Origin of the sequence: Shewanella sp. MSW (assembly GCF_007636515.1) — a bacterium.
In the GTDB taxonomy this organism is placed as follows: domain Bacteria; phylum Pseudomonadota; class Gammaproteobacteria; order Enterobacterales; family Shewanellaceae; genus Shewanella; species Shewanella indica.
Window position 1 is genome coordinate 203,463 of sequence record NZ_LVDR01000008.1, and the last position, 14,891, is coordinate 218,353.

Annotated in this window: 13 protein-coding genes; 6 read left to right on the forward strand and 7 right to left on the reverse strand. The window is 52.8% G+C overall.

The features are described 5' to 3' along the window. The first annotated feature begins 23 nt into the window (after window positions 1–23). Complete coding sequence (locus tag AYI96_RS11015; protein WP_039035562.1) at window positions 24–488, forward strand: DUF1456 family protein; 465 nt, start codon at window positions 24–26, stop codon at window positions 486–488. 225 nt (window positions 489–713) lie between these two features. Next, window positions 714–2,402, forward strand: a complete 1,689-nt coding sequence (locus AYI96_RS11020; RefSeq protein WP_039035563.1) for an NAD-dependent malic enzyme — start codon at window positions 714–716, stop codon at window positions 2,400–2,402. A gap of 57 nt (window positions 2,403–2,459) precedes the next feature. On the opposite strand, the gene AYI96_RS11025 is transcribed toward AYI96_RS11020, so the two are convergent. Continuing rightward, window positions 2,460–2,897 carry a DUF3069 domain-containing protein gene (locus AYI96_RS11025; protein ID WP_100142603.1) on the reverse strand — a complete coding sequence of 146 codons (438 nt, stop codon included), beginning with the start codon at window positions 2,895–2,897 and terminating at the stop codon, window positions 2,460–2,462. Window positions 2,898–3,161: 264 nt separating this feature from the next. Here AYI96_RS11025 and AYI96_RS11030 point away from each other — a divergent pair, with 264 nt between their 5' ends. After that, window positions 3,162–5,018: a tetratricopeptide repeat-containing diguanylate cyclase gene (locus AYI96_RS11030; RefSeq protein WP_144361605.1), complete on the forward strand. Its 1,857-nt coding sequence runs from the start codon at window positions 3,162–3,164 to the stop codon at window positions 5,016–5,018. A gap of 22 nt (window positions 5,019–5,040) precedes the next feature. On the opposite strand, the gene AYI96_RS11035 is transcribed toward AYI96_RS11030, so the two are convergent. Beyond that, window positions 5,041–5,862 carry a substrate-binding periplasmic protein gene (locus AYI96_RS11035; protein WP_083399901.1) on the reverse strand — a complete coding sequence of 274 codons (822 nt, stop codon included), beginning with the start codon at window positions 5,860–5,862 and terminating at the stop codon, window positions 5,041–5,043. A 158-nt stretch (window positions 5,863–6,020) separates the two neighbouring features. Here AYI96_RS11035 and queG point away from each other — a divergent pair, with 158 nt between their 5' ends. Then, a complete protein-coding gene (queG, locus tag AYI96_RS11040) occupies window positions 6,021–7,166 on the forward strand; it encodes a tRNA epoxyqueuosine(34) reductase QueG (protein WP_260852994.1) in 1,146 nt (381 codons plus the stop codon). An 8-nt stretch (window positions 7,167–7,174) separates the two neighbouring features. Here the strand turns inward: queG and AYI96_RS11045 are convergent, their stop codons facing one another. Further along, window positions 7,175–7,378, reverse strand: a complete 204-nt coding sequence (locus AYI96_RS11045) for a dodecin (RefSeq protein ID WP_025009040.1) — start codon at window positions 7,376–7,378, stop codon at window positions 7,175–7,177. A 132-nt stretch (window positions 7,379–7,510) separates the two neighbouring features. Between AYI96_RS11045 and AYI96_RS11050 the strand changes: the two genes are divergently transcribed. Then, on the forward strand, window positions 7,511–7,837 hold the full coding sequence (locus AYI96_RS11050) for a hypothetical protein (protein ID WP_039035566.1): 327 nt from the start codon (window positions 7,511–7,513) through the stop codon (window positions 7,835–7,837). 74 nt (window positions 7,838–7,911) lie between these two features. Here AYI96_RS11050 and metE read toward each other — a convergent pair whose 3' ends face one another. Beyond that, window positions 7,912–10,182 carry a 5-methyltetrahydropteroyltriglutamate--homocysteine S-methyltransferase gene (gene metE, locus AYI96_RS11055; RefSeq protein ID WP_144361608.1) on the reverse strand — a complete coding sequence of 757 codons (2,271 nt, stop codon included), beginning with the start codon at window positions 10,180–10,182 and terminating at the stop codon, window positions 7,912–7,914. Window positions 10,183–10,347: 165 nt separating this feature from the next. Between metE and AYI96_RS11060 the strand changes: the two genes are divergently transcribed. Continuing rightward, the gene (locus AYI96_RS11060; RefSeq protein WP_039035568.1) at window positions 10,348–11,250 is read left to right on the forward strand and encodes a LysR family transcriptional regulator; all 903 of its coding nucleotides are present in this window, start codon (window positions 10,348–10,350) and stop codon (window positions 11,248–11,250) included. Window positions 11,251–11,298: 48 nt separating this feature from the next. Here the strand turns inward: AYI96_RS11060 and AYI96_RS11065 are convergent, their stop codons facing one another. The 3 genes from AYI96_RS11065 to AYI96_RS11075 form a co-directional block, all read right to left on the reverse strand. Further along, on the reverse strand, window positions 11,299–12,021 hold the full coding sequence (locus tag AYI96_RS11065; protein WP_039035569.1) for an HDOD domain-containing protein: 723 nt from the start codon (window positions 12,019–12,021) through the stop codon (window positions 11,299–11,301). 145 nt (window positions 12,022–12,166) lie between these two features. After that, the gene (locus AYI96_RS11070; protein WP_071477368.1) at window positions 12,167–12,787 is read right to left on the reverse strand and encodes a GDSL-type esterase/lipase family protein; all 621 of its coding nucleotides are present in this window, start codon (window positions 12,785–12,787) and stop codon (window positions 12,167–12,169) included. A 108-nt stretch (window positions 12,788–12,895) separates the two neighbouring features. Next, window positions 12,896–14,845 carry a TonB-dependent receptor gene (locus AYI96_RS11075; protein WP_039035571.1) on the reverse strand — a complete coding sequence of 650 codons (1,950 nt, stop codon included), beginning with the start codon at window positions 14,843–14,845 and terminating at the stop codon, window positions 12,896–12,898. Between the last annotated feature and the right edge of the window lie 46 nt (window positions 14,846–14,891).

Sequence of the window (14,891 nt, forward strand, 5' to 3'; positions counted from 1 at the left end):
GTCAAACCGGCCCAGGGACATTCATGACCAACAACGATATTCTGCGCCGCTTGCGCTTTGTCTTTAATTTCAACGACTCCAAGGTATTGCGTCTCTACGCTAAAATGAAGCGTGAAATGAGTGAAGCTGAGCTGGCCGGCCTGCTCAAGAAAGAAGATGAAGAAGGGTTCCGTCCCTGTGACGATCGCACCCTGTGCCAATTTCTCGATGCCGTGATCATCGACAAACGCGGCCTGCGTCCCGGCAGTGGCATTCCGCAGCCGCTATCCAGCCTGAACAACAACATCATCTTCAAGAAACTCAGAATCGCCTTGGAACTGAAAGAAGAAGATATTATTGCCATTCTTGAACTGGCCAACTTCCGTATCGGCAAGGCTGAGCTGAGCGCCCTGTTCCGCAACCCGGAGCACAAGCATTACCGCTATTGTGGTGATCAGTTAATGCGTAACTTTATCAAAGGCTTGTCACTTAAATATCGCGGTAAGTAAGCCAACAAGCAACGACTGATTTCTCCTTTGGAACCAGGCATCCGCCTGGTTCTTTGTTTTGTGTCGTTACCCTCTTAGGCTCAGGCCAATCCGGTTTGCCGCGTTTTAAACAAAATTTTTGCTCAAGCCCTCGCCCGCAGGCAACAAAGATCACATTTCGTGGTAATCTATGCGGATTTAGATCACAGCCCGTCATCCACCAACAAAGAACATAAAAGGTTAGCCATGGACGATAATAAACGCCCCTTATATCTGCCTTTTGCCGGTCCGGCTATTCTCGAAGCGCCGTTGATCAACAAAGGTAGTGCATTTACCGAGGAAGAGCGTATTTTCTTCAACCTCGAAGGCTTGGTGCCCTACGTGATTGAAACGATCGAAGAGCAGGCCTCACGTGCCTACGATCAGTTCAAGAACTTCAGCAATGATCTGGACAAGCATATCTATCTGCGCAATATCCAGGACACCAACGAGACCCTCTTCTATCGTCTGGTTCAGAACCACATCACAGAGATGATGCCTATCATCTACACCCCAACCGTCGGGTTGGCCTGTGAACGCTTCTCCAAAGACTACCGCCGTAACCGCGGCCTGTTTATCTCCTATCCGAACAAGGATCGCATCGACGACATACTCAACAACTCCACCCGTCACAAGGTGAAGGTGATAGTAGTTACCGATGGTGAGCGTATTTTGGGACTCGGCGATCAAGGGATCGGCGGTATGGGGATCCCGATTGGAAAGTTGTCGCTCTATACCAGTTGCGGCGGCATCAGCCCGGCTTACACTCTGCCCATCACCTTGGATGTGGGAACAGATAATCCGCATCTGCTGGAAGATCCCATGTATATGGGTTGGCGCCACCAGCGCATAGGCGGTGAAGAATATCTGGAATTTATTGAAGCCTTTATGCAGGCGGTTCATCGCCGCTGGCCCGAGGCCTTGATCCAGTTCGAAGACTTCGCCCAGAAAAACGCCATGCCGCTGCTGGAGCGTTACAAGGATAAATACTGCTGTTTCAACGATGATATTCAGGGAACCGCCGCCATCACAGTTGGCTCACTGCTCGCCGCCTGTAAGGCCGCCGGCACTCAGTTGAGCCAGCAAAGAGTTGCCTTCCTCGGCGCCGGCAGCGCAGGTTGCGGCATCGCCGAAGCGATTATTGCGCAGATGGTTTCCGAAGGGATAAGTGATGAGCAGGCCAGACGCCAGGTGTTTATGGTCGATCGCTGGGGATTGTTGCAGGACAATATGCCCAACCTGTTGCCATTCCAGCAGAAGCTGGCGCAAAAGCGCGAAGAGCTGCAGCAATGGAGCAACTTCGGTGACAACATCTCATTGCTGGATGTGGTCAACAACGGCAAGCCGACAGTGCTTATCGGGGTTTCCGGCGCCCCTGGGCTGTTCAGCGAGGAGATCATCCGCGCCATGCACAGCCACTGCCCAAGACCGATAGTGTTCCCGCTGTCCAACCCCACCAGCCGGGTTGAAGCCACGCCCAAAGATATTCTGCATTGGACCAATGGCCAGGCGCTGGTTGCCACCGGCAGCCCCTTTGAGCCTGTGGTCATAGACAACCAGACCTATGAAATCGCCCAGTGCAACAACAGCTATATCTTCCCCGGCATAGGCCTTGGGGTATTGGCCAGTGGTGCCAAGCGGGTCTCCGATGAGATGCTGATGGCCTCCAGCCGCGCCTTGGCAGAATGCTCGCCGCTGGCGCTCAACGGCAGTGGTTCCCTGCTGCCTAAGCTGGAAGAGATCCAGAAGGTCAGCAAGCACATCGCCTTTGCCGTCGGCAAGGTCGCCATCGAGCAAGGCCACGCATTGCCGACTTCCGATGAGATGTTGCAACAGGCTATCGAGAGTAATTTCTGGCAGCCTGAGTATCGCCGCTACAAGCGTACTTCCTTCTAAGAGCGTCCGCACACATAAAAAACCGGCATATTAAGAAGATAATGCCGGTTTTTTTATTTAGCCATTGGCTATCACATCTCGAATACTGTTGAGTAAGCGCCTGTCGGTACGAGCTTTTTTCAACTTGCGCACACTCTCCTTGAGCGCCGACTGTGAAATACGATCATATATGCCGCTATATTCCTGCTCGGCAATAGCCTTATCGGTATCCGCCAGCTGGGCGATATCCTGGGCCATCAAACTCAGTTGCAACCAGGCCGAAGCGATAAAAAAGCCGTGAAAATCGGCTCTGGGCAGCAACTTGGCAGCACTTGGCGGCAGCTTGTCCCAAGCCTGTTTGAACTCAGACTCCTTATCCTCCAGCAGTTGTTCAAACAGATTGTCATAGGCTTCTTTCAGCGCCGTCGGCAACTTATCCATGGGCAGAACTTGAGAGCAGATATTGATGGCGGCACTATGTGCCTGTTGCCGGTATTGAGCATCAACTTGAGTCATTGTGTATTCCGTCTAAAAGCGATTGGCGGCGAGTATAGCACCGGCATGAAACAGCAATCCATCTCCAATTGGCACCATGAAAATACCAAAAAGTCAGCGAAATAACGGAGCCAAGCGGGCTCAAAACCAGGTAACAGGCATTGGATGAAACCCTACTTGGTGCGCAAATTTAACGATTTATTGCTGGTCAGCCAATGCCCTGGTGCGTATGCTTAGTAACATAATATAAACATATCTCTATCGGTAAGCGTGAAGTCATACTTTTTGAAATCAGCCTTCGCTCTGCTACTTTTGTCCGGCATGGTTCCGCTCGCTCAGGCATTGGATAACCCCGAGGCAGATAAGTTATTCAAACTGCTTGAAAATGGGCAGGTCAATAATGTTGCCAAGGTGGAGCAAACTCTGGAGCGGATAGCCCAATTGTTGGCAGATAACGATCTTGATCGCCAAGTAAGACTCAGGCGCGCCCGCTGTTGGAGCTATGACATCAATAATAATGCCAAGGTTGATGCAGCAATAGATTACGCCAATACCCAAGAACAGATGGCTGAAAATCAAGCTTATCCGGAAGCCCTGACCGACTTTCGCCTGTGCCATGGTTGGTACTCTCAACTCAAAGGTAATATGGAGCAGGCCAAAGCCGACTATGACCAAGCCTTACAACAAGCCTACCAACTCGAAGACCGCCGGTTAATCGCGGATGCCCGCAGTATGCGTGGTGCCATGTATTCTTTTCAGGGCAATTTTGCACTGGCATTGGAAGATCTTCTGACCGCCCAACAGCTCTATGAACAACTCAAACTGGATTATTGGAGCCGCTACAACTTGGTTGATCTCGCTACCAGCTTTCGTCGTTTCGGCGATCCGCAGAGTGCACTCAACTATTACCGCCAATTGGAACAGGCTTATCGCCAAGGAGGCCATGAAGAACAAGCCTATATTGTCAATGGCGAGATGGCCATAGCTCTCGAGGAATTGGGAGATTTCGAAGCGGCTGTGACCAAATTCCAGCAGTCTTACAACTATCTCAAACGACAAGGAATGACTGTCGAAGCCGCAGGAGTTTCGGTCAATATGGCAGGTTCGCTGTTGAAACTCGACAGAATAGAGGATGCCAAACAGGCATTGGAACGCGCCAAACCATTTGTGACCGAGCAACAGGGTGGCTTTTACAGCTTTATGCAACTCTACAGCGCCGATGTGCTGCTGCGCCAAGGTCAGGCGGAACAAGCTATGGTCCCCTTGGCCAAGGCAGAACAGAGTTTTCGGGATATCAGTAATGACAGGGGATTGGCCGAACTCTATCTGCTCAAAAGTGAAGTATTGGCCGCACAGGGACTTTGGCAAGAATCAACAAACGTGCTCAAATCATATATCTCCCTGCATTCTGAACTGGATAGTAAGCTTCAGTCATACCGCACCACAGAGATGCGTACCCGCTTCAATGCCGACCGCATGGCAAAAGAAAACCAACGTCTGCTGGAAAGCGAGCGTCTCAAAGAACAGGAGGTGCAGATACTGCAGCAAAACCGCCTGTTGCAGCTGGCGGTGCTGATCCTTGCCAGCATCATTATTTTCATTATGGCGATTCTGGCCTATAAACAAACCGGAAGGTCACGTCAATTTCAGAAGATAGCCCATACGGATCATCTCACTCAGTTGGCCAACCGACGCTATACCTATCAGAGGGGAGAAGCGTTATTCAATCAGGCCAAACATTCAGGCGTACCTATGTCTGTTATTCTGTTTGATGCCGATAACTTCAAGGATATCAACGACCAGTTTGGTCATGATGGCGGTGATAAGGTACTGCAACACCTGGCTAGCGTGAGCCAAACGCTTATTCGTGAGCAAGATCTACTGGGGCGGATCGGTGGTGAAGAGTTTCTGCTGCTGTTGCCGGAAACCAGTCGAGAAGAATGCCTGAAGATTGCTGAGCGTTTACGTCAAACCTTGGCAGAGTCAAGTCCAGAGGCGCTTGCAGGCGAGTCCAGAGTCACCATCAGTGCCGGGGTGGCGACTCTCAATACCGAGTTACAATTTTCAGAGCTGCTGAAACTGGCAGATAACGCTCTATACCGCGCCAAAAATAAAGGGCGTAATAGGGTAGAAAGCGCCTGAACCTCCCCCACCAATCAGTAATTCAGTGGCTATGCCATAACACTTCAGCCTCAGGCAGTGACGCCTTTGCTCCAAACCATTCAAAATACAGAGCATCAAATTCGCCACTTCGCTGCAATGCCAGCAGCGCCTTGTGCCAGGCTTCGACTCGCGCAGGATCTGTGCCACTGGAGAACGCCAGATATAACCGCAAGTGTGCCAATTCCAGCACAGGTCTCACAGCAGTCAACGGTTGATCCAATTGCCGCAAGACGCCCTGAACCGCGATCTCTGCCTGACACCAATAACGCACCCGCTTATGCAGCAACTGCCTGGCCGAATACTGAGGAAACCCCGAGATTAGCAACCGCTCATCCGCAATATCCCTCAACAACCTTTGCGCCGGAGAGTGACGATAAATCGCTATATTACCGGCCGCAGCCGCCTGTGATAGATCTGCCGGAGTGAAATCATCATCCATGCGAGCATAAAGCTGGATACGGGTTTCGGCAATCGGGCCAACAAAATCAAATTGCTGCCGTCGCTGTTTATCAATAGAAGTGGCAAATAACAGGATATTGGCATGATGAGTTGCCATATTTATGGCGCGGGCCCAAGGCAAGATCTCTATGACTGGCTCATCATCGGTGGCGGTGACTTTGTGGTTCAACGCCTTTACCAAGGCAACGGCATAACCATCAGTTTGTCCTTGGTATTCATAACTCATGGGTGGCCAGGCTTCGGTCAAAAGCCTCAGAGGCACAAGTCTGGACTCGGGAGGCTCATTCCCGGCCTGGACGAAACCAGCAAAAATGCAGCCACACACAATCAAGCAGGCCCAAAACAGAGGCTTAATTGTCGGCATATATTCATTCCCCCTCGGTTTCAGCATAGCACCGACAAAAGCCAAAATCGCCGTTTGCGGCAACTGTGAGCGATTCTGCTTTACTGATATAATCAGGTCTTTTCCCCGGTCAGCCTCTGTTCATGTCAGCTCCTCAACCACCACAATTTGATCCCTGTATGCTTGGAAAGCTCGCCCGCGACATAAAAGCCTGGGGCAAAGAGCTGGGTTTTGCTCAAGTGGGGATCACAGATACAGATCTTCGCCGCGAAGAGCCCAGGTTACAGGCCTGGCTCGATAAGGGCTATCACGGTGAAATGGGCTATATGGCCAGCCACGGCATGATGCGGGCCCGCCCGGCCGAACTGCATCCCGGCACTTTGCGAGTCATCTCAGTACGGATGGACTATCTGCCGCCAGAAGCGGGGTTTGCCTTCAATCTCAAAGATCCTAACCTTGGCTATATCTCCCGTTATGCCGGTGGCCGCGACTATCACAAGCTGATGCGTAATCGCTTGAAAAAGTTGGGCGAGCGCATAGATGAAGCGCTCAAAACCCTGCAACTTGAAGGCAGTGGCTTTCGGCCCTTCGTCGACTCGGCTCCCATTCTGGAACGGCCGCTGGCAGCAAAGGCCGGGATCGGCTGGACAGGTAAACACTCACTGATCCTCAACCATGAGGCCGGCAGTTGGTTTTTCCTCGGCGAACTGCTGGTGAACCTGCCGCTACCCTTGGATGTCGCCATAGCCGAAGGCTGCAACACCTGCGTTGCCTGCATCACAAGTTGCCCAACCGGCGCCATAGTCGAGCCTTATGTGGTCGATGGGCGCCGCTGTATCTCCTACCTCACCATAGAGCTGGCCGGCAGCATTCCGCTGGAGTTTCGACCACTGCTCGGCAATCGCATCTACGGTTGCGATGACTGTCAACTGGTATGCCCCATCAACCGCGCCGCCCCCTTGACCGCAGAGACAGACTTTCATCTAAGGCCACAACTTAAGCAACCCAAACTGCTGGAGCTGTTCGCCTGGAGCGAGACCGAGTTTTTGAAAAACACCGAAGGCAGCGCCATTCGCCGCATAGGTCATGAACGCTGGCTACGTAATATTGCAGTGGCGCTGGGCAATGCCCCCGGCAGTGAAACCATAGTTGTCGCCCTGCAGGCGCGACTGACAGATGCCTCGGAGCTGGTCGCCGAGCACATAACGTGGGCACTGGCGCAGCAGGCAGAAAAACTCAGCGGCAAGGACACAGTGCCCATTCCCGCCCGCAAGACAGGACGCCTGATCCGGATAGTGGAAAAAGGCCTGCCAAGAGATGCCTAAATTCAAGTCTAATCCAGGGTAAAACCCACTTTGATGGTGACCTGCCAATGAGCGATGACACCGGCTTCCAGGTGGCCGCGGGTATCTATCACTTCAAACCAGCGCAGATTGTGCAGCGACTGACTGGCCGCCGCGATGGCATTCTTGACCGCTTCATCTGAGCTGATGGGGGATGAACCTGTCAGTTCTATTATCTTGTATACATGACTCATGGGGCTTCTCCTGATAGTTATCTGAGTCCGGTTGCTGACCTGAGTATAGACAGAAATGGCCGATGGCATATTTCCCTCAGTTTCTGTATATTTCTCAGTTGGATAACCATCAGAAAAAATCAAGGGATTGCCATGCAATTAAAACATTCAGGTCCAGGGATAGCCTCATTTGTCACCAGCATATTGAGTGGAATCGCCCTGTTTATTACTTTTATTGTTGCCGGAACCCTGGAAACAACAACACCGGGCGGCATGGATGAAAACTCCATGGAAGCGGTTCTTGTAGGGTTAATGATCATCTTTATGATGCTGGTCTGTCTGGTGTCTTTGGGGTTGGGTATTGGTGGCCTGGTACAAAAAGAGCGGCAGAAAATCTTCGCCATTCTGGGCACAATCTTTTCAAGCTTGATCATCATGGGCACTGTGGGCCTGATGATACTGGGAATAAGCATGAGTTGAATCTTTACCGCGTTGAAGTCAATCAACATCAGGGGCGCATTGCGCCCCTGACTGTTATTAACCACAGAATTTTATCACCCGAGTCGACGTCGCAACTCCCTGGTGGCATCAACCATGTTCTTTAAAGCCGGCTCAACTTCCTCCCAATTACGGGTCTTCAAGCCGCAATCCGGGTTAACCCAGAGCTGGCGCAGAGGAATTTTCTGCGCCGCCTTTTCAATCAGGCTCACCATGGCCTCCACTGTTGGAATGTTGGGGGAGTGAATATCGTAAACCCCGGGGCCGATTTCATTGGGATAGTCAAAGTCTTCAAAGGCATTCAACAACTCCATCCGTGAGCGCGATGTTTCTATGGTGATCACATCGGCATCCATGGCGGCAATTGCGGCAATAGTGTCGTTGAATTCGCTGTAGCACATATGGGTGTGAATTTGGGTCTCGTCCCTGACACCGGCGGCGCTGAGCTTGAAGGCGGCCACAGCCCAATCGAGATAATGGGCCCAATCGCTGCGTTTGAGCGGCAAACCTTCCCTAAACGCCGGCTCATCAATCTGAATAATGCCTATGCCCGCCTGCTCCAATGCCACCACTTCATCGCGTATCGCCAGAGCCAACTGAGTCGCTATCTGTTCGCGGCTAATATCCTCGCGGGCAAAGGACCAATGCAATAGGGTCACAGGCCCGGTCAGCATGCCTTTCACCGGTCTATCGGTTAGACTCTGGGCATACTCGGCCCAGTCGACTGTCATCGCCTTGGGACGGGTCACATCGGCATAGATCAGCGGCGGCTTAACGCAACGAGAACCATAACTCTGCACCCAGCCATGTTTGGTAAAACCAACGCCGTCGAGCTGTTCACCAAAGTATTCCACCATGTCGTTGCGCTCGGCTTCACCGTGTACCAGCACATCTATTCCCAGCTTGAGCTGCCGTTCTATGGTATCCCGGGTCACCTGTTGCAGTTGCTCTGTGTATACAGCATCGTCCAACTCCCCCTTGCGCCAGCGGCTACGCAGGTTACGAATGGCCGCCGTCTGCGGGAATGAACCTATGGTAGTCGTCGGCAACAAAGGCAGCTTGAACCTGGCCTGCTGGGCTTGTCTGCGCACCTCAAACTCATGGTTTCGGTCGTAATCAGCCGCAATCAAGGCATCAATTCTGGCACTGAGCGGTTGATTACGCCCCTGCGCCCTGGCCGCGCGCCGACTCCGGCAACGGGTGACCACGGCTTTGGCATTTTCAGTCTCAGGCGCCTCCAAAAGCGCCTTGAGCTCCTGCAACTCGGTGAGTTTTTGCCGGGCAAAGGCCAGCAGACTTTTAAGCTCGGGCGCCAGCGCGGTTTCCACCTCAAGATCCACCGGGGTATGCAACAGGGAGCAGGAAGTAGCGAGCCAGAGCCGGTCTCCCAGATCCCGTGCCAGTGGCGCCAACTGCTCGGCCACAAGATCCAGATCGGCGGCCCAGACGTTACGGCCGTTGATCACCCCAACCGACAACACCTGCTCGGGTGCCAATGCACCAGCAAAGGCCTGCAACTGCTCGGGCGCGGTGACCAGATCCAGGTGAATACCCGCCACCGGCAGTGCCGACAACAGACTTTGATGGTGGGCGACAGTGCCGTAATAGGTTGCCAGCAACAGCTTGAGCGGCGCCGACTTGAACACGCCGTAGGCCTGATTAAAGGCCTGCTGCCAGTTGTCATCCAGCTCAAGTGCCAGCGCAGGTTCATCCAATTGCACCCATTCGACGCCTTGGGCGGCAAATCGGGCCAGAATGGTTTGATAACATTCCAGCAGCGCCGGCAGCAGTGTCAAACGGTCGAACTCTGAACCCACTGTTTTGGACAGATACAGGAAAGTGACCGGCCCCAAGAGTACCGGCTTGGCGGTGTGGCCCAACGCCTGAGCCTCGGTCACCTCTTCAAACAACTGTTCCCAGGCGATATCGAAGCGTTGATCTTCGCTGAGCTCAGGCACCAGATAATGGTAGTTGGTGTTGAAGTACTTGGTCATTTCAGACGCCGGCGCATGCTTGCCACTGGGCGCTCGGCCACGGGCAATCCGGAACAGGGTATCGAGATTGACAGCGCCGCCATCACAGTGACGCTCTGGGATTACCCCCAGAGTCGCACTCAGGGTCAGCACCTGATCATAGTAAGCAAAATCGCCGACCGGTAACAGCTCCACCCCGGCATCAGCCTGCCACTGCCAATGGGTGCGCCTAAGCTCATTGGCAACGCTTTCTAATTCGGCCACGCTGGACTCACCACGCCAATACTTCTCCAAAGCAAACTTGAGTTCACGTCGACGCCCGATACGGGGAAAGCCAAGACTGTTTAATCGCATAATGTATACCATCCTTTATAAAACATGCGGCAAATGACTGATGACGCCGGAATACAACAAATAAACATGGGCGTCTGGACGTCTAGAAGTTTATTGTGTTAGTCTCAACACAGGCAACCGAATTGAATTCAAGGGCAACATGAGCGGCATTCATGTGGAGAGGAAATGATAGAGCTGAGACACCTTCGTACTCTGATAGCACTGAAAGAAAGTGGCAGTCTGGCCGGCGCGGCGAAGAAACGTTTTGTCACCCAGTCGGCACTGTCGCACCAAATTAAAGAGCTGGAGACCCGGATTAACTCCCAGGTATTTGTCCGCAAAAGCAAACCTCTGACCTTCACGCTTGAAGGTAGTCGTCTGCTGACCCTGGCAGAAGAGATATTACCTCGGGTACAGGAAACCGAATTTGTACTCAAGCGAGGCCTATCAGGAAACTGCGGCCCCTTGAAGGTGGGTATTGAGTGCCACAGCTGCTTTCGCTGGTTAATGCCTGTGATGGAAGCCTTTCATCAGTCTTATCCGGATGCCAATCTGGATCTCTCCAGCCGCCACCTGTTCGACTCACTCAATGCACTGGAAACCGGTGAGCTGGATATAGTGCTAACCTCAGATCCTGTACCCGGCCATGCCCTTGCCTACCAGCATCTGTTTGATTTTGAGGTGAGACTGGTGATGGCCAAAGATCACCCGCTGGCAGGCAACAGCTATATTCTGCCGCAGCAACTGGCCGGGGAAGCTATCATCAGTTATCCGGTACCGCTGGAAAGGCTGGATATTTTCCGTCACTTCCTTGAGCCGGCCGGGGTGGTGCCTGGCCCACAAAAACGCTGCGATCTCACCAATGTATTGCTGCAACGCATCGCCTGTAAAGAAGGGGTAGCGGCCTTACCCAGCTGGTCACTGACCGAAGCCCAGGGCTTGAGCCTGACCTCGGTGAAACTGGGGCAGGAAGGCCTGAAACGGCCGCTGTTCGGTGCCTACCGCCGCGACAGCAGCAATAGAGTGCAACTGCAAAGGCTGCTGGAATTGATTGCCAAAGAGGGATTACAGCGTCAGGACAGACACTGACTGAGCGGCTGCCACCGTCCCTTAAAGGCGGCGGCAGTCACAAAGCATCTAGAGAGGATTCAGCAGCAGACCGCGCTGGGACAATACCCTTCTCAGTACCAGTCCGGGCGAATTGGGATCCCGGGTCTGTCTCAGGTTATGAGCAACCATAAACTCGCTTTGCAGCTCATCATCCAACCCCAGAGATTCAAAAGCTTCCACCGTCAGCGTCTGCTGCTGGGTATCTATTAATGTCTTGATAATGCCCAGCGGAAAGCATTGCTCGGCTTCGGCGTTGAGATAAGCAAACGCTGTCAGGGCTATTATCTGACCGAATACGCTGAATAGTGCCAGAGTCTGCACTTCGTCCGCGTCTATCTGCACCCCTTGCATCTGATGCAAACTGTCCACAGATTCGATCGCCACTGACTCGGTCAAACGCCAATAGCCTTGTACCAGCTTGCGATATGGCTGCGGCAATTCATCGAGCCGCTCCTTAAGATAGAAACTAAAGGCATAACGGTAGATATTGACCTGTCCAAGGCGCACCAAGGCATCCTTGAGGCTGCGGTTGGGCTGGACTGAAGGTGAGAGCGCGTTATTGCTGCGCCACAGCAAATGGGCTGCCAGCGCGGGATCGGTCGCGACAATATCGATCACATTGCGGATATCACCATCGGCAATAATAGCCTTCTTAAGCGGGATCAGGATGCCGCGGCGCCCTATCACCTGCTCTTCGTTGGCAATAATGGCACGCACTTGAGTAAAAACCTGCTGCTCAAGATCTGTCATGTGATTCTTTAAACCTGCTGTTATTTATTATGAAGGCACTATTGCCATTTATTATGGCAGAGAATTTACCCACAAAACGCCCACCAGGGTCAAGTTCAATCGATAATTAGCCCGGTTTTTGCTAAATAGAATCAAAAAAGTAGCATCAAAAAGCGCCCGCCTCCTGCAGCTTGGAGAAGATGATTTGTGCCAAACGTAAATAACCCTGTTGATTAAGATGTACATTATCTGACTTGAGCTCGTTTGAACGCAAAAGCTCAGATAAAGTATCCTCCAGCAATATGGCACCGTGCTTGTCGGCCAGTTCGGCATATAAAGGCAGAGGTGACAGCAACAGACTCTTTTGCGGCACAGCCAGCAGCACTACCGGAATTTGCCGCTCTTTGGCCTCAAGTAACATGGTCTCAATGTTTTGCGTCAATTGCGCCTGGCTGCGACCGCGGAGAATATCGTTACCGCCTTCAAGCAAAATAAGCAGATCCGGCTTGGTTTCATCCAGCAGCGCCGGCAAACGCTCAAGCCCGGCAGCCGATTGCTCACCGGAAATCCCGGCGTTGATCACCTCACAACGGCACAACTCAGCCAGACGGCTGGGATAATCATGCCCGGCCTTGGCACCCACGCCTTGGGTCAGGCTGTCACCGAAGGCCAGCAGTTTGCCATTACTGCCGATATAAGCCAGCTTGGGTTCTGAGCACGCCAGCAAAAACAGCGACAACAGGGCTATAACCCCGCCTCTCAAACCATACCTAAAATCAGCTTTCATATTTCGACTCTTGCCTCCTTGTCGGTGCTCGAAAAGGCCCAGGTTCTAAACTACAACCGATAGAAATACGGGCAGAAAAAAGCCGGGAAACCCCGGCTTTCTATGCTATCAGAAGCGATAGCTGACGCTGAATCTCAGCGCCCGGCCGCTTCCTGAGTAATAACCATCGCCCCAGGTACTGAAATAACCTGAGCTGGCATATTGCTTGTCAAACAGGTTGTCGACCCTCAGGCTGGCAAGCCAGGCATCACGGCTGTAGTTGAGGGCGATATTTCCCAGCCAGTAGCTGTCCAGTTTATCGTGCTGATTGCCATTGTCACCTTCCATATATCTGTCACCCAAATACTGGCCCTCGACAAATAGCTGCCAGTGCTGACCAAAGTCCACACTGGTGTAGACACGCCCTGAATGCTCGGCCACCCAGGAGAGAGATTTGCCTTTGTTGGCGCCTTCAGTAAATTCGGCATCGATATAGTTGTACTCAAGTCCCAACTGCAGCATCTCATTGAGCTGCCAGTCCCAGTCGAGGCTGGCGCCATAACGACGGGAAGCATCGGCATTGACGTTGGCACCGGGGAAAGCGCCGCCGATAGGCATATCGGCACTGGGATCAAAGACAATTTCATCTTCCAGCGACAGCCGGTACAGGTTCAGACGCAGGCTCTGGTTGCTCAAGGTCCAATCCCAGCCGGCTTCAATGGAACGGCCGGTCTGCGGCTTGAGGCCGACGACCGTTGGCGGCGTATAAGCTTGCTCATCGACCTTGGCGAAACGGAAGCTCTCATCACCGCGAAGATAAAATCTGTGGCCTTCCAGCGGCCGATAGTTGAGCCCCAACTCGAGCGCGTGAGCGTCTTCATCCAGATCTATGCCATTGGGATAAACTTTACCATCCTTGAGTTCATCCTTGACCTTGGCATAGCGCCCACCCACCACATAGCTCAGGCTGCTGGTCAGTGGCACATTGGCCTGTAGATAGGTGCTGGTCATGGTTTGGGTATTGCTGCGCTGCATATAACTGAGATCGAACTCGGTTTCACCCCGTTGAATATCTGCGCCTATGACTATGCTCAGCTCACCATTGCGGGTCTGATAACGCCCAAGCGCCTTGGGGTTGAATTCCAACAACGAGCGCTCATTCCGACCCGGGCTGCCATAGCTGACGCTGGACACTAGAGTGTCACTGTAGTTAAGGTCCGCAACCAAAGCCCAGTTGGCGTGCACCTGGCGCTGAATATGAGCACGCCAGGCGGAAGTCATCTCATGGTTGTAATCCCCCGGCGTCGATGTCGCCTGGCGAGGATCGACCTCAAACTGTGCCTTGGTCAACGCACCAGGGGTCTGACGCTTATTATCGTAGTAACTGCCTTCGACAAAGAAGTTGGTCAACTCTGAATCATATTGCAGACGCCCCAGCACAGAACCGGTTTCGTTGGCATTGTTTTTACGGTAGTTGTCACTCTCGTTATAAGCAGCAGCCAAATAGTAACGCCAGTTGTCATTGATGGCACCGGACAGATCGCCACGGCCTTCGTAGGTATCGAAGCTGCCACCTGAGAGGGTCAGGTTGCCACCGCTGGCATTGGGTGCCTTGGTGATAATATTGATCACCCCACCGACGGCCTGATCGCCATAAAGCACCCCGGCACTGCCGGATAGGATCTCCACCCTTTCAATCTGATTGACTGCAATGGCACTCAGACTGGGAGCGGCAATATCGATATTGTTGAGTCGGCGACCATCAATCAGTATCAGGGTGTTATTCACCGCCTGACTGGCCGAAAAACCGCGCATCGCCAGCACAGGCCCTGAGTTATTGTCGGATATTTGAATGCCACTGCGGCCACGCAGCAACTCGCTCAGATTACTGGCACCACTTTGCTGAATATCGGCGGCATCTATGACCACCACATTGGCAGCAATATTGAGCGGCGTGTCATCCTGACGGCCAATGACCACCAGCTGTTCATCCACAGCCTTGGGTGTCACGCTCGCCATGACGGGAACAGAGGTAAATGCACCGCAAAGCAGCGCGAGATGATTTAGTTTGAAACCCATTTTCCTTTGACTCCTGAAAGGGAAACGGGGCAAGAGTGCCACGGCA